This is a genomic window from Noviherbaspirillum sp., from assembly GCF_036846085.1.
Classification (GTDB): Bacteria; Pseudomonadota; Gammaproteobacteria; order Burkholderiales; family Burkholderiaceae_D; genus Noviherbaspirillum.
This window is the reverse complement of the sequence record NZ_DAIUCO010000012.1, coordinates 1-21,961: the sequence shown is the minus strand read 5'-3', so window position 1 is coordinate 21,961 and position 21,961 is coordinate 1. Positions and strand designations below refer to the sequence as shown.

17 protein-coding genes and 1 pseudogene are annotated in these 21,961 nt (G+C 61.5%); 10 read left to right on the top strand and 8 right to left on the bottom strand.

What is annotated here, in order from left to right; genetic code table 11:
• Positions 1-50: 50 nt before the first annotated feature.
• Positions 51-1,205, bottom strand: a complete 1,155-nt coding sequence (locus V7080_RS02635; RefSeq protein WP_334186842.1) for a PQQ-dependent sugar dehydrogenase — start codon at positions 1,203-1,205, stop codon at positions 51-53.
• A 191-nt stretch (positions 1,206-1,396) separates the two neighbouring features.
• Between V7080_RS02635 and V7080_RS02630 the strand changes: the two genes are divergently transcribed.
• Positions 1,397-2,278: a YihY/virulence factor BrkB family protein gene (locus V7080_RS02630; protein ID WP_334186841.1), complete on the top strand. Its 882-nt coding sequence runs from the start codon at positions 1,397-1,399 to the stop codon at positions 2,276-2,278.
• Between the two features lie 17 nt (positions 2,279-2,295).
• Here V7080_RS02630 and V7080_RS02625 read toward each other — a convergent pair whose 3' ends face one another.
• The gene (locus V7080_RS02625; RefSeq protein ID WP_334186840.1) at positions 2,296-3,219 is read right to left on the bottom strand and encodes a pirin family protein; all 924 of its coding nucleotides are present in this window, start codon (positions 3,217-3,219) and stop codon (positions 2,296-2,298) included.
• Between the two features lie 118 nt (positions 3,220-3,337).
• Between V7080_RS02625 and V7080_RS02620 the strand changes: the two genes are divergently transcribed.
• From V7080_RS02620 to V7080_RS02600, 5 genes are all read left to right on the top strand, one after another.
• Entirely contained in the window at positions 3,338-4,771 is a 1,434-nt protein-coding gene (locus V7080_RS02620) for a dihydrolipoyl dehydrogenase (RefSeq protein ID WP_334186839.1), read from the top strand.
• Between the two features lie 150 nt (positions 4,772-4,921).
• Positions 4,922-5,884: a Tim44 domain-containing protein gene (locus V7080_RS02615; RefSeq protein WP_334186838.1), complete on the top strand. Its 963-nt coding sequence runs from the start codon at positions 4,922-4,924 to the stop codon at positions 5,882-5,884.
• A 171-nt stretch (positions 5,885-6,055) separates the two neighbouring features.
• Positions 6,056-7,018 (top strand): MerR family transcriptional regulator, encoded by a 963-nt coding sequence (locus V7080_RS02610; protein WP_334186837.1) that lies wholly within the window; start codon positions 6,056-6,058, stop codon positions 7,016-7,018.
• A gap of 390 nt (positions 7,019-7,408) precedes the next feature.
• Positions 7,409-7,630: a hypothetical protein gene (locus tag V7080_RS02605; RefSeq protein ID WP_334186836.1), complete on the top strand. Its 222-nt coding sequence runs from the start codon at positions 7,409-7,411 to the stop codon at positions 7,628-7,630.
• 30 nt (positions 7,631-7,660) lie between these two features.
• Positions 7,661-9,067, top strand: coding sequence for a hypothetical protein (locus V7080_RS02600; RefSeq protein WP_334186835.1), 1,407 nt, complete (start codon positions 7,661-7,663; stop codon positions 9,065-9,067).
• A 17-nt stretch (positions 9,068-9,084) separates the two neighbouring features.
• Here V7080_RS02600 and V7080_RS02595 read toward each other — a convergent pair whose 3' ends face one another.
• Positions 9,085-10,140 (bottom strand): NAD(P)-dependent alcohol dehydrogenase, encoded by a 1,056-nt coding sequence (locus V7080_RS02595; RefSeq protein WP_334186834.1) that lies wholly within the window; start codon positions 10,138-10,140, stop codon positions 9,085-9,087.
• Between the two features lie 218 nt (positions 10,141-10,358).
• On the opposite strand from V7080_RS02595, the gene V7080_RS02590 reads away from it, so the two are divergent.
• The 4 genes from V7080_RS02590 (at position 10,359) to V7080_RS02575 (ending at position 14,452) form a co-directional block, all read left to right on the top strand.
• The gene (locus V7080_RS02590; protein ID WP_334186833.1) at positions 10,359-11,381 is read left to right on the top strand and encodes a DctP family TRAP transporter solute-binding subunit; all 1,023 of its coding nucleotides are present in this window, start codon (positions 10,359-10,361) and stop codon (positions 11,379-11,381) included.
• Between the two features lie 89 nt (positions 11,382-11,470).
• On the top strand, positions 11,471-12,001 hold the full coding sequence (locus tag V7080_RS02585) for a TRAP transporter small permease (RefSeq protein WP_334186832.1): 531 nt from the start codon (positions 11,471-11,473) through the stop codon (positions 11,999-12,001).
• The gene (locus V7080_RS02580; protein WP_334186831.1) at positions 11,998-13,287 is read left to right on the top strand and encodes a TRAP transporter large permease; all 1,290 of its coding nucleotides are present in this window, start codon (positions 11,998-12,000) and stop codon (positions 13,285-13,287) included. The genes V7080_RS02585 and V7080_RS02580 overlap by 4 nt, the downstream gene beginning before the upstream one ends.
• Before the next feature lie 73 nt (positions 13,288-13,360).
• Positions 13,361-14,452 carry an IS630 family transposase gene (locus V7080_RS02575; RefSeq protein WP_334186830.1) on the top strand — a complete coding sequence of 364 codons (1,092 nt, stop codon included), beginning with the start codon at positions 13,361-13,363 and terminating at the stop codon, positions 14,450-14,452.
• Positions 14,453-14,723: 271 nt separating this feature from the next.
• Here the strand turns inward: V7080_RS02575 and V7080_RS02570 are convergent, their stop codons facing one another.
• The 5 genes and pseudogenes from V7080_RS02570 to V7080_RS02550 all read right to left on the bottom strand — a co-directional run.
• The gene (locus V7080_RS02570; RefSeq protein ID WP_334186829.1) at positions 14,724-16,439 is read right to left on the bottom strand and encodes a GMC oxidoreductase; all 1,716 of its coding nucleotides are present in this window, start codon (positions 16,437-16,439) and stop codon (positions 14,724-14,726) included.
• Between the two features lie 112 nt (positions 16,440-16,551).
• Positions 16,552-17,934: a hypothetical protein gene (locus V7080_RS02565; RefSeq protein WP_334186828.1), complete on the bottom strand. Its 1,383-nt coding sequence runs from the start codon at positions 17,932-17,934 to the stop codon at positions 16,552-16,554.
• Positions 17,935-18,583: 649 nt separating this feature from the next.
• A complete protein-coding gene (locus tag V7080_RS02560; protein WP_334186827.1) occupies positions 18,584-20,809 on the bottom strand; it encodes a malate synthase G in 2,226 nt (741 codons plus the stop codon).
• A 66-nt stretch (positions 20,810-20,875) separates the two neighbouring features.
• A complete protein-coding gene (locus V7080_RS02555) occupies positions 20,876-21,562 on the bottom strand; it encodes a haloacid dehalogenase type II (protein WP_334186826.1) in 687 nt (228 codons plus the stop codon).
• Positions 21,563-21,705: 143 nt separating this feature from the next.
• Positions 21,706-21,961 (bottom strand): annotated as a pseudogene (locus V7080_RS02550) (hypothetical protein); the annotation flags it as partial.

Below are 21,961 nucleotides of genomic sequence, written 5' to 3'. Positions count from 1 at the left end.
GTAACGGAAACCTTATTGATATGACATGCCCCGTCCGGGCGAGTTCTCCGTCACTTCGGCAACAGCTTCAGCAGTTGTCCCTTGCGGCTGTCGGTCAATACGTACAGCAAGCCGTCCGGTCCTTCCCGCACATCGCGGATGCGCTGGTCGACATCCTGCAGCAGCTTTTCTTCCCGCACCACCTTGCCGTCCTTCAATTCAAGCCGCGCGAGATAGCGGAACTTGAGTGCGCCGACGAACAGATCTCCCTGCCAATCCTTGCCGTAGCGGTCGCTGCTCAAAAACGCCATGCCGGACGGCGCGATCGACGGTGTCCAGAAATGCACCGGCTGCTCCATGCCCTGCTTGGCGGTGAGTCCCTCACCGATCTTGCCGCCACCATAATCCTGGCCGTTCGAGATCACCGGCCAGCCGTAATTTTTCCCGGCTTCCGGGCGGTTCACTTCGTCACCACCTTGCGCACCGTGCTCATGCGTCCAAAGCTTGCCGTCGGGACCGAGCGTCGCACCCTGTGAATTCCGGTGGCCGTAACTCCAGATTTCCGGCAGCGCGCCGCGATGGGCCAGGCTTTTGCGGGCAAACGGATTGTCCGCCGGCACCGTGCCATCCTTGTTGATGCGCACCACCTTGCCGTGATGATTGTCCAGTGTCTGCGCATCCTGCATGCGTTGATAGCGGTCACCCAGCGTCAGGTACAGGGTGCCGTCGGTATGCTCGACGATGCGGCAGCCGAAGTGCGCGTTGCTGCTGAACTTCGGCTTCTGGCTAAAGATCACTTTGACCTCCTCCAGCTTTTTCGCGTCACGTGATAGGCGCGCCGCTGCGAGCGCAGTGGAATTGCCCGGTTGGCCATCGACGGCAGACGGCTCTGAATAACAGAAGTAGACAATGCGGTTACGCGCGAATCCACTGTCGACAATTACATCAAGCAAGCCGCCCTGTCCGCCCACATCCACCTTCGGCAAGCCGACGAGAGGGGGACCGACTTTGCCGTCGGCCTCGACGACGCGCATGCGTCCCGGACGTTCGGTGATGAGCATGCGCCCATCGCCGATGAAAGCGACCGCCCACGGATTTTCCAGTCCGTCGGCCACGACTTCGGTTCGCAGCTTGCCGGTTTGCGCGACGGATGGCGCCAGCACTGCAGACAATATCGAAAAAACGGCCGCTGACAACAGCGGACGACGCCATTGATTTCGCTTCATGCATTTCCTCCTGGAAAATATCCGGTCCTGCAGCAGGAATGACTGCAGGACAACCGGAAAATGGTAAACCCATTCCGCCGATACCGCCTTGCGTGATCTCCGCCCTGAGATTGTGTAGAACAAAAAAGAATTGCCATTCAATTAGGCATTCTTCTTGCAGGCTTGCCTGGTCCCACAAGAAGGAGATAACGATGAATATTCCCGGTTTGCGAGGGATGGGTGTGCTGACGATCCTCAAACAGGCGGTCAAGGATTTCCTTGATGACGATATGACGACCTATGCCGCTGCATTGTCATACCAGGTATTTTTTTCAATTTTTCCTTTCATTATTTTCCTGGTCGCATTGCTGGGCTTCCTTCACCTGCCGGACTTTTTCGATTGGCTGCGTCAGCAAGCACAGGCAGTCGTTCCGGAACAAGCGATGGGTTCCGTCAATGAAGTGATCGATACATTGCAGCAGCCGCAAGGCGGCCTGATGTCCGTCGGTGTCATTGTGGCGCTATGGACAGCGTCCGCCGGCATACGCGCCATTATGAACGCACTCAACGTCGCCTATGACGTGAAGGAAGGACGTCCCGCCTGGAAACTGTATCCGCTGTCCATGCTCTACACCCTTGGAATCGCCGCGATGCTGATTGCAGCCGCCGCCTTCCTGCTGATCGGCCCGCAGGCAATCCAGTGGCTGGCGCAACAGGTCGGCCTGGAACAACTGTTCGTGACATTGTGGACCTGGCTGCGCTGGCCGGTCGTGCTGCTCCTGCTGACGCTTGCAGTGGCTGTGGTGTATTACGTCGCGCCCGATGTCGAACAGGATTTTCGCTTCATCAGTCCGGGCGCGACCTTGTGCGTCATCGTCTGGATCATTGCCTCACTGGCGTTCAACTACTATGTATCCAGCTTCGCCGACTACAACGCCACCTATGGCAGCATCGGCACCATCATCGTGCTGCTTACCTACTTCTTCATATCTGCGGCGGTGCTGCTGTTCGGTGCCGAAGTCAATGCCGTCATCGAACACAATTCAACGGAAGGAAAAGACCCCGGCGAGAAAACACTGGATCACAAAAGCTAGAAGCCTGCCATGAACATTCAGGGATAGTGAACCGGCTTTCCCTGGATGTCGGGCAGCGGAATGAACTCGGTTTCATCGGGCACTTCGGGAAATTTCCGGTTGCGCCAATCCTCTTTCGCCTGCTCGATGCGTTCCGCCGAACTGGACACGAAATTCCAGGTGATATACCGCGCCTCCGACATCGGCTCGCCGCCGAGCAGCATCAGCCGCGCAGGCATGTTGCCGATGTTCTTCACCACGAGGTGCGCACCTTCTTTCAGGACCATCATCCTGCCAGGCTCGAATACGCCGTCGCGGCCGAGATCGACCTGCCCGCTCACGAGATAGATCGCGCGCTCGCTGTACTCGACGGAAACCGGCAAGCTCGCACCCGGCTGCAATTGCACGTCGACATAGAACAGCGGCGACAAGGTTTGCACCGGCGATGTCTTGCCGAAAAAACTGCCGGCAATAACGCGCGCCTCGATACCCTCGCCCTGTTCCACCGGCAACTCACCGGCGCCAATGTGCGCGAATGCCGGATCGGTTTCTTCATGCGCACGAGGCAACGCCACCCAGCATTGCAGACCGGAAATGCGCACTTCCTGCCGGCGCAGTTCCGGTGCGGTGCGCTCCGAATGCACGATGCCGCGCCCGGCCGTCATCCAGTTGACTTCGCCGGGGCGGATCGGCTGCAGGCTGCCAAGGCTGTCACGGTGCATGATCTCTCCTTCGAACAGGTAGGTGACGGTCGCCAGGCCGATATGCGGATGCGGCCGCACATCGAGCCCATGTCCGGCTGCAAGCACTGTCGGACCCATCTGATCGAAGAAAATGAACGGACCCACCATGCGGCGCTGTGCCGACGGCAATGCGCGGCGCACGGTAAAGTTGTCGCCCAGGTCGCGGGTCGGCGGAACGATGACGGTCGACAATGCGCCGTCGGGAAGGATATCGCTCATGTTGTTTTGGCTTTCATGACGTCAACAGGCAAATGCGTCATCGCGGATTGATCTACTATGGAAGCGGGTCCAGCAATCGCGAGCGCCCCGTGCACATCTTAGCCGCTTTGGAGCAGCCATGAAGTCCATCAACGTTGACGTCGCGGTCATCGGTGCCGGCAGTGCCGGCATGACCGCCTTCCGCGCCGCGCAGTCGCACGGCAAGCACGTGGTACTGATCGAGGGCGGGCCATACGGCACGACCTGCGCCCGGGTCGGCTGCATGCCGAGCAAGCTGCTGATCGCCGCCGCCGAAGCCGCGCATGCGGTAGCCGAAGCGCCCGGCTTCGGCATCCACCCCGGCACGCTTCGCATTGATGGCAAAGCGGTGATGGCGCGGGTACAGGCGGAGCGCGACCGCTTCGTCGGGTTCGTCGTCGACAACGTCCATCGCATTCCCGACGAGCACCGGTTGCACGGAATTGCGCGGTTCGTGGCCGCGGGCCGGCTGCAGGTTGACGACCATACCCTGGTGAATGCGGCCAGCATCGTCATCGCCACCGGATCCACACCGAATGTACCGCCGGAACTGCGCCGGCTCGGCTCGCGCCTTGTGACCAGCGACCAGGTCTTCGACTGGAATGACCTGCCGGCGTCGGTAGCGGTCGTCGGCAGCGGTGTAATCGGGCTGGAACTCGGTCAGGCGCTGCACCGGCTGGGCGTGCGCGTCACGGTATTCGGTCGTGGCAGCGGCATCGCACATATGTCCGATCCGGCGGTTGTCCGCGAATCAGTCGAATGCCTGAAGGAAGAACTCGACTTGCGCGTGCTGACCCGGGTGGTTTCGGCCCGTACCGACGGCGATACGGTGTCACTTACCAGCCTCGGCGCAGATGGCGTGGAACGTGTCGAGCGTTTCGATTTCGTGCTGGCGGCAACCGGCCGCACGCCCAACCTGCACCAGCTCAATCTGGAACATAGCGGCCTGCAACTCGACACCCGCGGCATGCCGCTCTTCGATCCGCTCACCATGCGTTGCGGCGATAGCGCCGTCTTTATCGCAGGGGATGTCAACAATGAGCGGCCGGTGCTGCATGAGGCCACCGACCAGGGCCGCATCGCGGGCGACAACGCGGGCCGGTATCCCGAAGTGCTTCCCGGCTTGCGCCGCACACCACTGGGCATCGGCTTCACCGACCCGCAGATCGCGGTTGCGGGAAGCGCATTCAACACCCTGAAGCCGGGCAGCTTTGCGATCGGCGAGGTACAGTTTGCGTCGCAGGGACGCAGCAGGGTCATGCGCCAGAACCGGGGCGTGCTGCGGGTGTACGGCGAGTACGGAACCGACCGCTTTCTCGGTGCGGAAATGGTGGGTCCGCGTGCGGAGCATATCGCCCACCTGCTGGCATGGGCGGCACAGAACCGGATGACGGTCGCCGCCATGCTCGACATGCCGTTTTATCATCCGGTGATCGAGGAAGGCGTGCGTACCGCTCTGCGCGACTTGCAGGAAAAGCTGCTCCACGGACTGCCGGAGATCGAGCGCTGTGCCGACTGTACCCCGGGCATATAAAGAAATTTCTACTTCGCATTTTACGAAGAAATTCAGCGTACATTTTCGCTTTTTCAAATTGACGCGCGCGCGTATGATGGCGCAGTTGTGATTCGGCCGGACCTCCGTGGTCCGGTTCCGGCCACACGCATACCCACCACTGGAGGAAATATGAAAAAGATGTTGGTCACATTGATGATCGCAGTCAGCGCCCTTTCGGTCATCGCCGTGCCGCAGGCCGAAGCCAAGCGTGTCGGCGGCGGCGGATCGTTCGGCAAGCAGTCGCAGAGCGTGAGCCGCCAGCCGGCGGCACCGATGCAGCAGAACCAGGCTGCAGCGCCCGCCGCCAAGCAGGCGCCGGCTGCCGCACCGGCCGCGAAACCGTCCAGCCCATGGAAAGGCATCCTCGGCGGCGCACTGCTCGGCCTCGGCCTTGGTGCGTTGCTGTCCCACCTCGGCATCGGCGGCGCGCTGGCAAGCATGATCAGCACCATCCTGATGGTAGCGTTGCTCGCGGGAGCGGCGTTCTTCATCTACCGTATGGTCATGCGGCGCAAGAACGGTGATGCCGGCATGGGTCACCGTGGCATGGAACCGGCCTTCGCCGGCCCTGCGGCACGCACACCGGAAATCGGTTCGCGCCTTGAGCCGGCAACACCCGCCGCACCAGTCACGCCGGCAGCATCGGGATCGCTCTCCCAGCCGTCGGCCCTGGAATCGGCGTCGTACGCTTCCGGAGCCGCTGCAGTACCGTTCGGCGTGCCGGCGGATTTTGATACCGCAGGTTTCCTGCGTCATGCGAAGACGTACTTCATTCGCCTGCAGGCGGCCTGGGACAAAGCCGATGTCAATGACCTGCGCGGATTCACTTCGCCGGAGATGTTTGCCGAAATGAGATTGCAGTTGCAGGAACGCGGTGCATCGGCCAACCACACTGATGTGGTATCACTGGACGCCGAACTCCTTGGCATCGAAACCGCCAACGACGAGTATCTTGCCAGCGTCAGGTTCAGCGGCTTCATCCGTGAAGCCGAAGGTGCATCGGCGGAGCAGTTCGTCGAAGTATGGAATCTGTCGAAGCCGCAGTCCGGTTCAGGCGGTTGGCTGCTGGCAGGCATCCAGCAAGTTTCCTGATGTAAACGCCGGCATCAGCCGGCTCACACTCGTGTCTCCACTTCAGCGCCCGTGCTCGTCACGGGCGTTTTTTTATGTAGCGTTTTATGGCAATCTGTCAGAACCGGTATCGTGAATTGCCATCATAATCACAAAATATTTCGCTCTGACATGAGAGACTCGAGGAACACTATGTCCGATTCAAACCGGAACGCCGATACGGCATCGCAGGAAGACAAGCTGGTACCCATTAGCGTCGTGGAACAGGAAACCGGCATTCTCAAGGAAACACTGCGCGTATGGGAAAAGCGCTATGGCTTTCCACGGCCGTTGCGCGATCAACATGGCGACCGGATATATCCGCTTCATCAGGTGGAAAAACTGCGCATCGTAAGGGAAATGCTGGATGCCGGCATGCGCCCGGGCAAAATTTTCAGCGGCGGCAATCCGCAGCTTCAAATCCATCACCCATCCGACGACGGTGTCCTGGTACGACTGAGCCGCTACGAATCGATGTTGAATCTGTTGCGCCGGCAGCGGGTCGACGAATTCCGCGACATCCTGCAGCATCGGATCCACAGTCTCGGATTGCCCCGCTTCGTCAAGGAAGTACTGGCACCCCTCACGCAAGCAGTCGGCGATGCATGGCAGAGGGGCGAACTGTCGGTGGCAGGCGAGCATCTCTTCACGCATCAGGTCAATCTGGTCATGTACGGCGCGCTGGCGTCATTGCGTTTTGCTCCGCAGCAGCCGAAGGTGGTCGTCGCCACGCTGACCGGCGAGCCGCACTATCTCGGCGCTCTCATGGTCGAGGCGGTCCTGAGCGCACACCAGGTCAGGTGCCTGCAGCTTGGCGCCAACACGCCCGCCACGGAAGTGGTCGAAGCGGCGCGCGACGGCGCCGCCGATGTGGTCGCCTTGTCTTTTACCCAGGCGTGTTCGGCGCAGGGAATCACCGAAACCATTGCAGACCTGCGCGCCGCATTGCCGCCGCAGGTGACCTTGTGGATCGGCGGCAGCGGCGTCAGTTACCTGGGAGATTTGCCCGAAGGCGTTCAGGCCATCGATTCCCTGACCGGCTTGGAGCAACTGGTTGTGCAATGGCGCAAAAAGCATGCTTCGGTGCGCACGTTGCCGAAAGCGGGGCGTTCCTGATATCCGTCGAACTGTTGCGCGCCCCCCTCCTTCAGGATGTATTTCACTACAGATTTTGCCTGACATCGCCGCGGGTGTCGTAGACGCGGCGTGACCCTTTGCACCGGCAACAACAGCTCCTTCCGCATCTGTCCAAAATAAACAGCATCCCGCCTGCCTCACCCGGTCTTTCACCCTAAATCTTCCGGTCGTGCTGCTTTTCGGTGAGTGCCAGATTGAAATCAGCACTCTTGCCACGGACCTGAAGGCATTCAAGATGCCTGGTTAGAAATGCAATGCAATTCGTCTGTCATCCCACCCTACCGGCATTTCCCGCTGCTTTTCTGGTGAGAGCGCGCAGCGCTTCGTTCACACCCTCCTTGTCCCGCACGACCTTTCAAGTAACAGCAAATGAAACCAGTAAACCCGGCGGACGGGCCCGATGCAGATCGGGTCCGCTTTGGAAAGTTTTTTACAGTTCGATTTGCCCGCCTGGCATACAATCGGCAGCAATTCCACACCGACATCACGCAGCCTCCGCAGCGCCGCCTGAGCGGATCCCACATCGAGAAACCATGCTCCAGCAGTTCGCCGCCCGATCCATACGGCATCCCCGACACCACCCCGCCGTGACGCCGGCACCCTAACCGGTCCACGCATCCGATGGATACCAGACCCGCCTCCGGCGGACTTCCTCTCGCCGCCGCTGTCGGCGCCGTCGTGGTCATGATGATCACCACCTTGTGGCGCGCCTTCGGCGGACCGGCAGCCTTGTCGGCCGTGCTGTTTGCCGCGGCGGCGGTACTGATCGCGGTGGAGTACCGCAATATCCCGCCGCGACTGCGCACAACCTCCCTGCTGCTGCTTGCCACCAGCGTGGTGCTGCTGCCGTTCACCCAGTCTCCGCTGGCGGCGGTGCAGCGCGGCATCTTTGTTTCGGGCCTGTTGCTGGCGCTGATGGCAAGCGTGATGCTGCTGGCCCGCTGCGCATTGCGCAGTCGCCATGTGCAGATCGTCGGCACCAACCTGCGGGGCCAGCCGCCTGGCCAGCGCTACCTGAGCTTCAATATCGCGGGACAGGTGTTTTCGGGAATGCTCGGCCTGGCCGGCGCAAACATCATGCTGGTGATGGCGGCGCCACCCGACGAGGGAAAAAGCCCGACCCGCACCGCCACCGTGATCGCCGTGACCCGGGGCTTCGCCGCCGCCGGCTTCTGGAGCCCGGTATTCGGCAACATGGCGATCCTGCTGGCGCTGTATCCAAGCCTGCACTGGATCGAAGTATTTCCGGTCGGCGCCGGACTGGCGCAGATCACCATCGTGGTCGGCGTGCTGGTCAACCGCTTCAGCAGGAAAACGCTGCCCCCCACCGAGCCGCAACCAGCGGCCGACGCGGTTCCCGACGTACCTCCGCCGCTGGCAAGTGCGGCCATCCCGGTGCTGCTGATCATGTTCGGCTTCCTCGGCACGGTGCTGGCCACCAGCAGCGTGCTGAAGATCGGTATCACCGCCTCGATCGTCCTGGTCGGGCCGGTGGTGGCGCTGCTGCTCAATATCGTGCTGGCCGATCCGGGGCGACGCATCCCCGACGCGCTTGTGCGCATGGGCGAGGGCGCGCAGCTGCAGTTCCCGCGCCTGGCGAGCGAAGCCATTCTGTTCACCGCCGCCGGCTGCGCCGGCAGCATCATGGCCGATGCCTTCCCGCAGCCATGGGTGGAACAGGTCGGATCGTTGCTGGGCGGCTGGCCGTTCTTCGGCATCGCCTTCCTGATGGCCAGCATCATGGGTATCGCGCTGGCGGGCATCCACCCGGTGCTCACCGCGGTGTTCATGGCATCGACGATGACCCCGCAGGTGCTGAACCTGCCGCCGCTGGTCCACATTTCCGCCATCCTCTCCGGATGGGGACTATCAGCCTGCCTGACGCCGTACTCGGTGCTGTCGCTGACGGCGAGCCGCTATGCGGGTGTTGGCCTCTACCAGATCAGCATCGGCAGGAACTGGGCATTCGCACTGTGCAATGCATTGCTCGCCAGCGTGTTGCTGACCGTGCTGGCGTTGTTGCTATAGCCGATCATGCTTCGTGGTTACGTTTCGTTTTGCAGCGACGCCATGTCGATCACGAAGCGGTAGCGCACATCGCTTTTCAGCATGCGTTCATAGGCGGTATTGATCTGCTGGATCGGGATCATTTCGATATCCGACACGATGTCGTGCTCGCCGCAGAAATCCAGCATCTCCTGGGTTTCCGCGATGCCGCCGATGAGCGACCCGGCGAGATGGCGGCGCTTCATGATGAGGTTGAACACCTGCGGCGACGGATGCGGCTCGGCCGGTGCGCCGACCAGCGTCATGGTGCCGTCGCGCTTGAGCAGGACCATGAAGGCATCGAGGTCGTGCCGTGCCGCCACGGTGTTCAGGATGAAGTCGAAGCTGTTCGCATGCGCGGCCATCTCGCCTGCGTTGCGCGATACAACCACCTCGTCGGCACCGAGCCGCCGGGCATCCTCCCGCTTGTCGGGAGAGGTGGTGAACAGCACGGTGTGGGCGCCCATCGCATGCGCCAGCTTGATGCCCATGTGGCCGAGCCCGCCGAGGCCGACGATGCCCACTTTCTGCCCCTTGCCGACCTTCCAGTGCCGCAACGGCGAATAGGTGGTGATGCCTGCGCACAGCAGGGGCGCCGCCGCTGCCGGATCGAGATTGGCCGGGATGCGCAGCACGAATTTCTCGTTGACCACGATGTTGTTCGCGTATCCGCCGTACGTCATGCCGCCGGAGTGCATTTCCTCGCCGTTGTAGGTGCCGACAAAGCCGTTCTCGCAATATTGCTCGAGGCCTTCGGCGCAACTGCTGCAGTGCTGGCAGGAATCCACCATGCAGCCGACCCCGGCGATGTCGCCCGGCTTGAAGCGGCTGACCTGGTCGCCGACGGCGGCAACGCGGCCTACGATCTCATGGCCCGGCACCACCGGATAGACCGTGTTGCCCCATTCGTTGCGTGCGGTATGCAGGTCGGAATGGCACACGCCGCAATAGAGAATGTCGATATGCACGTCGTGCGGGCCGGGCGTGCGTCGTTCGAAACGAAGGGATTGCAGGGGTGCATCCGCGCGATGCGCGCCATAGCCGATGGATTGCATGTTGATCCTCTGGAAGAGCCGGGGAACGGCGGTTGGACGAAATCGTTCAGAATGGACCCGACATGCGCATGGCGGTTCCATCCGCCTTGCCTATCGGCGGGGGTAGTTGCCGCACACGCAAGATTGCTGTAAAAAGTCTGCTGTATCACGCAATGCGTCCATGCAAGTGGACCGCGCAGCGCAATGCATCAGCGCCACAAATTCATCAAGGAGACTCCATGTACCGCCCCCTGTTCGCTCTCGCGGCCGCCGCCGCGCTCGTCCTTTCCGTACCCGCCCATGCGCAGCAGAAATACCAACCCGAATACCGGCTGTCGACGGTGCTCGGCACCGCCTTCCCCTGGGGCAAGGGCGGCGAGCGCTGGGCGCAACTGGTCAAGGAAAAAACCGAGGGCCGCATCAACATCAAGATGTATCCCGGCACGTCGCTGGTCGCCGGCGACCAGACGCGTGAATTCACCGCCATCCGCCAGGGCGTGATCGACCTGGCGATCGGTTCGTCGATCAACTGGTCACCGCAGGTGAAGGAACTGAACCTGTTCTCCCTGCCGTTCCTGATGCCGGACTACCGCGCGCTCGATGCGCTCACGCAGGGCGAGGTTGGCAAGGAATTGTTCAAGGTGATCGAGAAGAACGGTGTCGTGCCGCTCGCATGGGGCGAGAACGGTTATCGCGAGGTCAGCAATTCCAAGCGCGAAATCCGCACGCCGGCCGACATGAAGGGCATGAAGTTCCGCGTGGTCGGTTCGCCGCTGTTCAATGACACCTTCACCGCACTGGGCGCCAACCCGACGCAGATGAGCTTCGCCGACGCGCAGCCGGCGCTCGCGTCCGGCGCCGTCGACGGCCAGGAGAATCCGGTGTCCGTATTCCTCGGCGCGAAGATCCACAGCCTCGGGCAGAAGTACCTGACCGTCTGGGGCTATACCGCCGATCCACTGATCTTCGTCGTCAACCGCAAGGTGTGGGAGAGCTGGAGCAAGGCCGACCAGGAGGCGGTGCGCGCCGCCGCCATCCAGGCCGGCAAGGAAGAAATCGCACTCGCGCGCAAGGGCCTCACCGAATCCGACAGCAGCCTGTACAAGGAGGTCGAGGGCCTCGGCGTAAAGGTGACGCGCCTGACGCCGGCCGAAGTCGGCGAGTTCAAGAAGCTGACCCAGCCGGTCTACGACAAGTGGGCCAAGACCGTCGGCACCGGCCTCGTCAAGAAAGCGGAAGCGGATATCGCCGCGCGCAAGTGAACCGCTGATCGTTGCTCATTGTTGTTGACGCATCCCGCGCCGCCCCCTGCTCCGGGCGGCGCTTTCTTTATGCAACCGGAAATATCTGTATGAGTGATTTGCCTGATGACGCTTCGGCACGCGGGGAGACGCCGCCGCGCGTGCCCGTGAAGATCGAGGAATTCTTTGCCGCGATGGCGATGGCGCTGCTGTGCTGCATCACGTTCGCCAACGTGGTGGTGCGCTACCTGACCGATGTGTCGTTCGCCTTCACCGAGGAATTCTCGGTGTTCCTGATGGTGGTGCTGACCCTGTTCGGCGCATCGGCCGCCTTCGCGCGCGACCGCCATATCCGCGTGACCTTCTTTACCGACCGCCTGCCGAAGCCGCTCGCCCGGAAGGTGGAGTATCTCGTTCTGCTGCTGGGCATCGTGATGTTCGGCGTGATGGCCTGGTACGGCAGCTTCCTGTTCTGGGATGACTGGACCTATGAAACTACCTCGCCCGGCATCGGTATCCCGCAATGGATCTACACCATCTGGCTGCCGCTGCTGTCGGTCGTGATCCTGCTGCGCATCCTCGGCCGCCTGATCCGCGTGGTTCGCATTGACCGCCAGCCGCTCGACGGAGGTGTGCCATGATCGCCGAAGGCAGCCTTATCCTCTTTCTCGGCTTCGCCTTGCTGCTGGCCATCGGCGCCCCGCTTGCCATCGCGCTGGGCGTGGCCGGCACGGCAGTCATCCTGGTCGAGGGGCTGGGCATCATGTCGGTGCCCACCAATGCCTACAACGGCATTGCAAAGTATCCGCTGCTGGCGCTGCCGGTGTTCGTGCTGGCCGGCATGATCTTCGAGCGTGCCGGCGTCGCGGTGCGCATCGTGCGCTTCGCCTCGGCGATCGTCGGCCAGCGCCGCGGCGCGCAGGGCATCGTCGCCATCCTCGTCTGCATGTTCCTCGGCGGGATCTCGGGTTCCGGCCCTGCCGATGCGGCGGCGGTCGCGATGGTGATGATCCCGGCGATGTTCCGGCAGGGATATCCAAAGGCGTTTTCCGCCACGCTGATTGCAGCCGCCGGGTCCACCGCGATCCTGATCCCGCCGTCGATCGCCCTCATCGTCTACAGCGTGCTGGTCCCGGCCGCCTCGGTGCCGGCACTGTTCGCCGGCGGCGTCATCCCCGGCATCCTCGCCGGCCTGTCGCTGATCCTGCCGACGCTCTGGTTTTCGTGGAAGAACGGCTGGGGTCTTGCGTCGGATGAACCCGCGCCGACGTTCTGGAACAGTTTCAAGGAAGCGATCTGGGGCTTGCTTGCGCCGGTGATCATCCTCGGCGGCCTGCGCACCGGCCTTTTCACCCCGACCGAGGCGGCGGTGGTCGCCGCATTCTACGGCCTGGTCGTGGGCATGTTCGTCTATCGCACGCTGAGCCTGCGCGCGCTGTACCAGGTGCTGGTGGAATCGGCGGAGATCTCCGCCGTGGTGCTGCTGATCATTTCGCTCGCCGGCGTCTTCGCCCATGCCGGCGCCACGCTGGGCGCGTTCGATGCCTTCGCCAACCTGCTGCTCGGCCTGACCAGCAACGAGATGATGATGCTGACGATGATCATGGTCATGCTGCTGATCGCCGGCATGCTGCTGGACGCGGTATCGATCTACCTGGTCTTTCTGCCGATCCTGCTGCCGATCATGGCGATCTACAAATGGGACCCGGTCTGGTTCGGCATCATCATGACGATGAACCTGGCGATCGGCCAGTTCACCCCGCCGATGGCGGTGAACCTGATGGTGACCACGCGGGTCGCCGGCATCACGATGGAATCGACGGTGGGCTGGGCGCTGTGGATGGTGGCATCGATGCTGCTGGCGCTGGTGCTGGTCGCGGTGTTTCCGCAACTGGCGATGTGGCTACCGCGGACGCTGGGTTACTAGTGTGGTGTCCCGCAAATAACTTTATATAAGATGAGATGTCTATTGGCTATGCTGGTAACACAGGAGACTGGCCATGGAACGCGGACGTCCAAAGAAAGCGCAGATCACGCTGTCGGAACAGGAACATGCCGATTTGCAAGTGCTGGCACACTCCCGTTCCTTGCCGCATAGCGTGGTACGACGTGCCCAAATGATCCTCATGTCTGCCGAAGGCTATTCCAATACCGCTATTGCCGAACACTTTAGTTTGACCCTGCCCAGCGTTGGTCATTGGAGAAAGCGCTATCTCAGCCAGGGTATTGCAGGTCTCTATGATGTGGCGCGGCCCGGCCGGCCGCGCAGCTATGACGACGACTCTATCGCTACGCTGCTCAATAAAGTTCTTAAAAACCAACCCAAGCGAGCGACGCACTGGAGCACCCGTCTGGCTTCGGAGGAAACCGGCATTTCCAAAAGCACGGTCCAGCGCTACCTGCATCTGTTTGGTGTGAAACCGCATCGCAGCAAGTCATGCAAACTTTCCACGGATCCGTTCTTCGTTGAGAAGGTGCGTGACATTGTTGGCCTGTATCTGAATCCGCCTGACAAGGCATTGGTACTGTGCGTGGACGAGAAGAGCCAGATCCAGGCCATCGAACGCAGTCAGCCCGCTATGCCGGTGGGTATGGGAGAGGTCGAGGGTATTGCGCATGACTATTTCCGGCACGGCACGACCACCCTGTTTGCAGCACTGGACGTGGCCAGCGGCGAAGTCATCGGGCAGTGCAAGGCTCGCCACCGGCATCAGGAGTTTCTGTCATTCCTGCGCCATGTCGACAACAGCGTCCCCGCGTCGCTCGATGTGCACCTGGTCATCGATAACTACGCCACCCACAAACACCCCAAAGTGCGTGCCTGGCTGGCGCAACGTCCTCGCTACCATGTGCACTACACCCCGACCTACAGTTCCTGGCTCAATCAAGTCGAACGCTGGTTTGGCCTGCTCACGCAAAGAGCGTTGAAACGCAATTCATTCAAAACCGTCACTGAGCTTACCCGCAAGATCGACAGCTTTGTCGAGCAGTACAACGCCCACTCGCGACCGTTCGTGTGGACCGCAACCGCCGACTCAATACTGCAAAAGATTGAGCGACTTTGTAAAGTTATTTGCGGGACACCACACTAGAACTCATTTCATAAATACCTTTACGGTACTCTTGTCATTCCCGCGAAGGGTGGAGCAGGGAATTCGGACAGCATGCTGTCCGCCTGCGGAACGATACCGGCTTACAAGCCGGTATGCGCGCTGCAAGCGGGAATCCAGGGATGCCTTGGCTCCGTAAGCGGAGCATCTCTGGGTCCCCGCCTTCGCGGGGACGACAATCCTATTGATGAAACGAGTTCTAATCACGTGAAGACAGCCTCACGCACCGCCGTGAAGCCATCCTTGCCGGCACCTACTGCGTCAGCCGGTCAGCCAGGTCCTGCGCCAGGCCGCACATCGTGAGCGTCGGATTCCACGAACCGGAAGTCGGGAAAATCGATCCGCCGGTAACGTAGACGTTGTTCACGCCATGCGGACGATAATCGGTCCCGACCACGGAGGTCTTCGGGTCGGTGCCCATCCACAAGGGCGACGCTTCGTGCACGATGATATTGAGGCGGATCTGGCTGCGATCCGGCGGCGAACTGCTCCACGCGCCACCACCGTCGGCCGAATCGATCCAGTAATCGATGGGAGGTGTGCCACCGCTGCTGACCAGCGCGCGGATGGTCTGGTAGGTTGCTTCGTCCAGCACATCCCATAGCCGCATGTCCTCGGGCCCGGGAGTGAGCTGCAGCGTGATGTTCGCCGCCGCGTCCTTGCCGCCGTTGCGCCTGATCCAGTTGTCCGGATTCTTCTCGCTCACTTCACCGAGTGTCGCGCACACGAACACGACATCGTCTTCGGAACCAGCAAGCTGCTGCATCGACGGCGCTGCCGCGGCATCAGGACACTCGTGCGCCACCGTTCCCGCATCGTCGGCCGGATGTGCGACCGCGAAGGCGCTGGCTTGCACGTGGTACTGGTAGCCGGCCTTGTCTTTGCCATCGAGGTAGAGCGCGCCGATTTCCAGCGCTGACAGATCCTTGAATGCCGACCGCTTCACGCGCGCCGTCACATGCGACATGAAGTGACCGGTGTAGCGCTTTCCGGCGTTCGGCAGCAGATCGCCGAAGGAATTCATCAGCAGGGTGGCGGGCGGAATGGTGCCCATGGCGAGAACGATTTTTGCCGCGCCGACGCTGAGCGTGCCGCGGCTGGTTTCGATGGCGATGACCGTTCCCCTGTCGTCGTGCAGCAGCCGTTCGACGATGCAGCGGTCGGCGACCGTGAGCACGCTGCCCGCGCCGGCGCTTGCCAGCACTTTCTGCTTTTCAAGTCTGTCCAGCAAGGTGCCGACGGTGGAATATTTGTAAAACTTAACAGTCTTCCATTCCGGATTGGCGACCGCGATCGGCGCCGGATAGGCGTTTTCCGCCGAAGGCACATACTTGCGAAAGTTTTCCTTCAGATTGGCATCGAGCTGGTTTTGCAATGAACCATAGACTCCGTCGTTGATCTTGTTCGTGGAGGTGACATGCAGGAAGGCCTTGGCGCGTTCCCAGAAACCCGGTTTCAGCGTCACGTCGATCAGTTCCTGCGGCCAGTCGCGCATCAAGCCGGGACCGGGAGACGGACACCAGGCGCTCCAGTAGGTCGACCGTCCGCCGAGCACCGGGATATACCCGGCCTGGAACATCTCCATGCCGGTCGTGGCCATCTCGGTGGTGCGCGACCATGGGTAGGTGGTGGGCGGCGAACCGGTCGTGCTTTGGAAGGCAGCCGGAAGCATCTGGTAATGCGCCGGCAGCCAGAAGCCGCCGCGCTCGAGGACCAGTATCCGCGCATGCGGGTTGTTCATGAGCGTCTGCTCGATAAACGCGACGCCTGTCGGTCCGGTGCCGATGACGATGAAGTCGTATGCGGTATTAAGAACGGTCTTCCATTCGTCGGGGCCGGCGAAGAAGGCCTGTCCCGCGATGTCTTCCGAGGTGGGCGATTGCGGACCGGGTACCGGATAGCCCTGCGAGATGCCCGCCGGCCCGTCGTTGGATGCGCTCTTGAAAAAGGTTTTGTAATTGATGGTCATGGCATGGATTTCGTGGTGATTGGTTGTAACGCGAGCGGAACGGCGGCGCCGACGCCGCAACAAAAAAGCCGGCAGAACAATGGCGCTGTTCTTTCCGGCTTTTTGTTTTTCCTTACTCCACGAGTTCCTTGCCGTTGTACATCATGACGCGGTTTTTGCCGGCGGGATCGGCCGCCTTCAGTTGCGCCTTCTTGCCACTCGTCGCGCCATACCATGCCGGCAGGCTCTTGAAGGCCAGCACCATGTCGAAGTCGGTGGCGACGCTGCCCTTATCCATCGGCACGGTGCCCTTGCGGTTCTGGAACCAGCGCAGCCACTCCGCCGAGCCCGGCGCGGGCGACACGAGATAGTTGCCGTCCGGCCCGGCGGTGGTCGGCGGGTTCGACGTGGCCGGCAGCAGGAACGACGGCATGCGCCCATTCTTCACATCCCATTGCGCGGTGCTATGGCAGCTCATGCAGGAGGAATCCTGCGCGTTCTTGACAAGCTGCTGCTTGCCGCCGACGGTGAAGGCGATGTCGTTCATCGCGCCATCGTTCGGGCCGGAAAGACGTCCGCCCCAGCCGAGAGTTTCGGAGCCGTACGGCGGCGCGGCGGGATTGATCCAGTTCTCGACCAGCGGCGCGGACGGATCGGTCGTGCTATTGGCCTGCGGGTCGTTGCCCCACTGCGCGCCGAGCGGCACCATCTTGTCCCATACGGTTTTGCCCGAAGCATTCTTGTCGTAGACCAGCGTCGAATACACCCAGCCGGTTTTCGGCGCCGACTTGCTGTCCTTGACGATGATGTCGAACTGCATGAAGTAGGTGTTCACCACCTTCGGCGTTTTATATCCGCCGGTCGTGGCGTCGACGGTGATGTACAGCGGCCATGCCTGGCTGCCTTCCATGACGGGCCAGACGGTCGGGTCGGCGGTGATGAAGGACGCCTTCACGATCAGCGCGCCTTCGGGAAACTGCGTCGACGCCGTCGTGATCACCGGCTGCATCGCGGTGGTTTTCCACACCCGCTGCAGGGTCTGTGCCGCGGTCTTGTCGTAGTAGGTCAATACATAAGTGGTCATCGGCTTCGTCAGCCCGCTGGCCTTGAAAAGCGAAGTATCGAGCATGCCGTTACCCACATACATGCCGTGGATCGCTTCACGCTGCGCACCGAGCCACGGCTCGTTGTACCAGCCGCGCTTGGCGGCGTTCCAGTTCGCGTAGTCCTCGATGAGCACGCGCATGTCCCTGCCCACGGCAGCCTTCAATGCATCGGCATACGCGCCGGCGTTCTTCGTGGTGATGAGGCCGTTGTTGATGGCGGTGCGCCATGGCATCGCGGGCACCGGCGCTCTCGATGGATAGGAGTGACTGAGTTTGAAGAGGGGACCGCTGTATTCGGAAGAGGGGGGAATCTGGCCGTTGTTGTCGGCGAAGGGCGTCACCGGTGCGGCGAACGCGGTGAGTGCGAAGGCGGTGCATCCCAGTAAGGCTGATATGTGTTTATAAGTCATTGTTTTATCCCAGGTGAATACCAAGAGTGTTTGCTGCGGTCTTGATGACGCGTTGATTTCTTCGATGAAGTGGTCGTGGCGTCGGTATGTGTTTGGCTCTGTGGATTCATTAAAACTACTGCATCAAAAACCTACCCCTGAACAGTTCGCTGAATGCTCGTAGCGCAGCAGTATCACAACGATGTTTCGAATGTTTCCATAGAGAACCGGAATCAGATTAGTAAGATTCCGCAGAGGCGCATATCCCATGGACATGGGACCGTAGGCAGTGTGCAAACACGCTTGGCACACATCATCACGTGCATGGAAATCGCAAACCCGATGCAGGTGTTATTCCGAACGATGATTGGATAGGTAGGCCAATTCACACGCATCCCGCATGCTGTCTACGATACGAGGTGCATCGTGTTGAATGGAGTGAGAACGGCAGCGAAAGAGCGTCGTAACCTTATCGACAATTGAAGCGATGCAAACCACTAACCAAGCCGATCAAAATATTTTTTATACAACGACGTTAGGGTGTTTGTTGCATGCAACGTCGCATGCGACGCACCCATGGAAAAATGCGAAAGCGCGACGAATCAACGACCACAAAAGAAAAGAGGCCCGTTGAAGGGCCTCTATCTTTACACTACTTCTTCACCTCGAATTACCGGTTGGCGGCTTTCACCTTCAACCGCCATGCATGCAGCAGCGGCTCGGTATAACCGCTCGGCTGCTCCAGTCCCTTCATCACCAGGTCGCGTGCGGCGCGGAATGCATATGACGCTTCGAAATCCGGCGCCATCGGCTTGTAGAACGGATCGTCATCGTTCTGCGCATCCACCACCTTCGCCATGCGCTGCAGGGTCTCGGTGACCTGTGCTTCGGTCACGATGTCGTGCAGCAGCCAGTTGGCGATATGCTGGCTGGAGATGCGCAACGTGGCGCGGTCTTCCATCAGGCCGACGTTGTGGATGTCCGGCACCTTCGAGCAGCCGACGCCCTGGTCGATCCAGCGCACCACGTAGCCGAGGATGCCCTGCGCGTTGTTGTCGAGTTCCTGCTGGATGTCGGCGGCGGACCACTTCGGTTCAGCCGCGACCGGGATCTGCAGCAGGCCGTCGAGCAGGCGCTCGATCTCGGTGCTGGCGTCGATCTTCTCCAGTTCCTTCTGGATGTCGGCGACGCTGACCTGGTGATAGTGCAGCGCGTGCAGTGTCGCGGCGGTCGGCGACGGCACCCAGGCGGTATTCGCGCCGGCCTTCGGATGGGCGATCTTCTGTTCCATCATCGCGGCCATCAGGTCCGGCATCGCCCACATGCCCTTGCCGATCTGGGCGCGTCCGCGCAGGCCGGACGACAGACCCACCAGCACGTTGCTGCGCTCGTAGGAAGTCAGCCAGGTGCTGGTCTTCATGTCGCCCTTGCGCATCATCGGGCCGGCCTGCATCGCGGTGTGCATTTCGTCGCCGGTGCGGTCGAGGAAGCCGGTGTTGATGAAGGCCACGCGGGCGGCGGCTTCCTTCAGGCACTCCTTCAGGTTCACGCTGGTGCGGCGCTCTTCATCCATGATGCCGAGCTTGACGGTGTTGGGCGCCAGGCCGTACATCGATTCCACGCGACTGAACAATTCATTGGCGAATGCCACTTCCGCCGGGCCGTGCATCTTCGGCTTGACGATGTACACCGAGCCGGTGCGCGAGTTGCCGATCTCCTGGTCCTTGCCGCGCTTGAGGTCATGCAGCGCGATCGCGACGGTGACCACCGCGTCGAGAATGCCTTCCGGGATCTCCTTGCCGTCCTTCATCAGGATGGCCGGGTTGGTCATCAGATGGCCGACGTTGCGCAGGAACAGCAGCGAGCGGCCGTGCAGCGTGACGACGCCATCCTTCGCATCGGTCGCGCCGACTCCGGCGGTGTACTTGCGGTCGCTGTTCAGTGCGCGGGTGAAGGTCTTGCCGCCCTTCGTCACGCTTTCGTTGAGCGTGCCCTTCAGGATGCCCAGCCAGTTGCTGTAGGCGATGACCTTGTCGGCCGCATCGACCACGGCGACCGAATCTTCCAGGTCGAGGATGGTCGACAGCGCGGACTCGATCACCAGGTCGGCGACGCCGGCGGCGTCATCCTTGCCGATGCGGGTGCTGCGGTCGATCTGGATGTCGATATGCAGGCCGTTGTTCTTCAGCAGCACCGACGACGGCGCATCCGCGCCGCCCTGGTAGCCGACGAACTTGCTTTCATCGGCCAGGCCGGTGGTGCTGCCGTCCTGCAGCGTGACCGCGAGCTTGTTGCCGGCGACCTTGTAGGTGGTGGCGTCGCGATGCGAGCCTTTCGCGAGCGGGGCCGCCTGGTCGAGGAAGTTGCGCGCGAAGGCGATCACTTTCGCGCCGCGCACCGGGTTGTAGCCCTCGCCGTTCGCGCCGCCTTTTGTCGCGCCGTCGGTCTCGGGAATCGCGTCGGTGCCGTACAGCGCGTCGTACAGCGAACCCCAGCGGGCGTTCGCCGCGTTCAGTGCATAGCGGGCATTCAGGATCGGCACCACGAGCTGCGGGCCGGCCTGCAGCGCGAGTTCCGCATCGACGTTGGTCGTGGTGACCTTGACGTCCTTCTGGCGCGGCACGAGGTAACCGATCTTCTGCAGGAATGCGCGGTAGGCGGGCACATCCTTGATCGGGCCCGGATTGGCGCGATGCCAGTTGTCCAGCTCGACCTGCAGACGGTCACGCTCGGCCAGCAGGGCCGCGTTCTTCGGCGCCAGGTCGTGCACGATGGCATCGAAACCCTTCCAGAAGCCGGCGCTGTCGATGCCGGTGCCCGGCAGAACCTTGTCTTCGATGAAGCGGTACAGCGAGGTGGCGACCTGGAGTCCGTTACAGGCGGTGCGTTCAGTCATGGTGTGTGTCCTCTTGGTTAGTTATTTGGAATTGCGAATCATTGGGAAAACCGTCTCGTGCCGGGATCAGTTCCGGCTTCGGCCCTGTTCGACGAAGGCCAGCACATCGTTCAGCGTGCGTCCTTCTCCGTGCGGCGTCACGCCCAGCTCCTCGACCGGCGCGCCGGCGCGGTTGACCCAGAAGGTCTTGTAGCCGAACCAGCCTGCGCCGCAGACATCCCAGCAATTGCTGGAGACAAACAGGATGTCGCGCGCCGACAGGCCCAGCACATCGACGCCGAGCTGGTATGCCTCCGGCGCCGTCTTGAACTTCTTCACGGCATCGACCGACAGCACATGGTTGAACACCTCGCCCATGCCGGCGGCCTGCACGGCGGCATCCAGCATGCCGGGGTTCCCGTTGGAGAGGATCGCCAGCCGCAGGTTCATCGATTTCAATGCCTGCAGCACGGCAAGGTTTTCGGGAAAGGCCTGCAGCCTGGCGTACTGGCCCATCAGCATGTTCTGGGCATCGACGGTGAGGTCGAGCTTCAGCTTGCGGCAGGTGAACACCAGCGCGTCCTGGGTCACTTCCCAGAACGGCTTGTAGGTGCTGCACAGGGTGCGCAGGCGGGTGTACTCGATCTGCTTGTCGCGCCACAGCTCCGCCAGCGCTGCGCCCTTGCCGGGAAACAGGCGCTCGGCCTGGACGCCGATCGAGTAGACATCGAACAGCGTGCCGTAGGCGTCGAAGATGATGGCTTGGGAGGGCATGGGTGAGCAGGGATTTCCAAGATTGCTCGGGAGTATAGGCAATATAAAAGGCTATAAATGCATGGTTTTATCAAAGCATTTGTGTGTTTTTGTTAAAAGCGGCCTCCAGTTATTGCGCCGGGACAGGCGATCAGGGTGCTTTCTCAACGCAAATAGGCGTACAACCCCTCCACCGGCTGCGCTTGGTCATACCGAATCGGCGCGCGGGAAATATCGTCCACCCTGAAGCCGGTTACTTCCGCCAGCCGCCGGATATACCGTTCCGAATGCGCATAGCGCAGGCTCGGCAGCAATTGCAGATCCTCGTCGTTCTGCGGCGCTTCCACCGTAAACACGAAGCGCCAGTAATCCCCCCGGAATTGAGGGGGTTCAGAAGTAGAGTCACGCGGCCATGGCCAA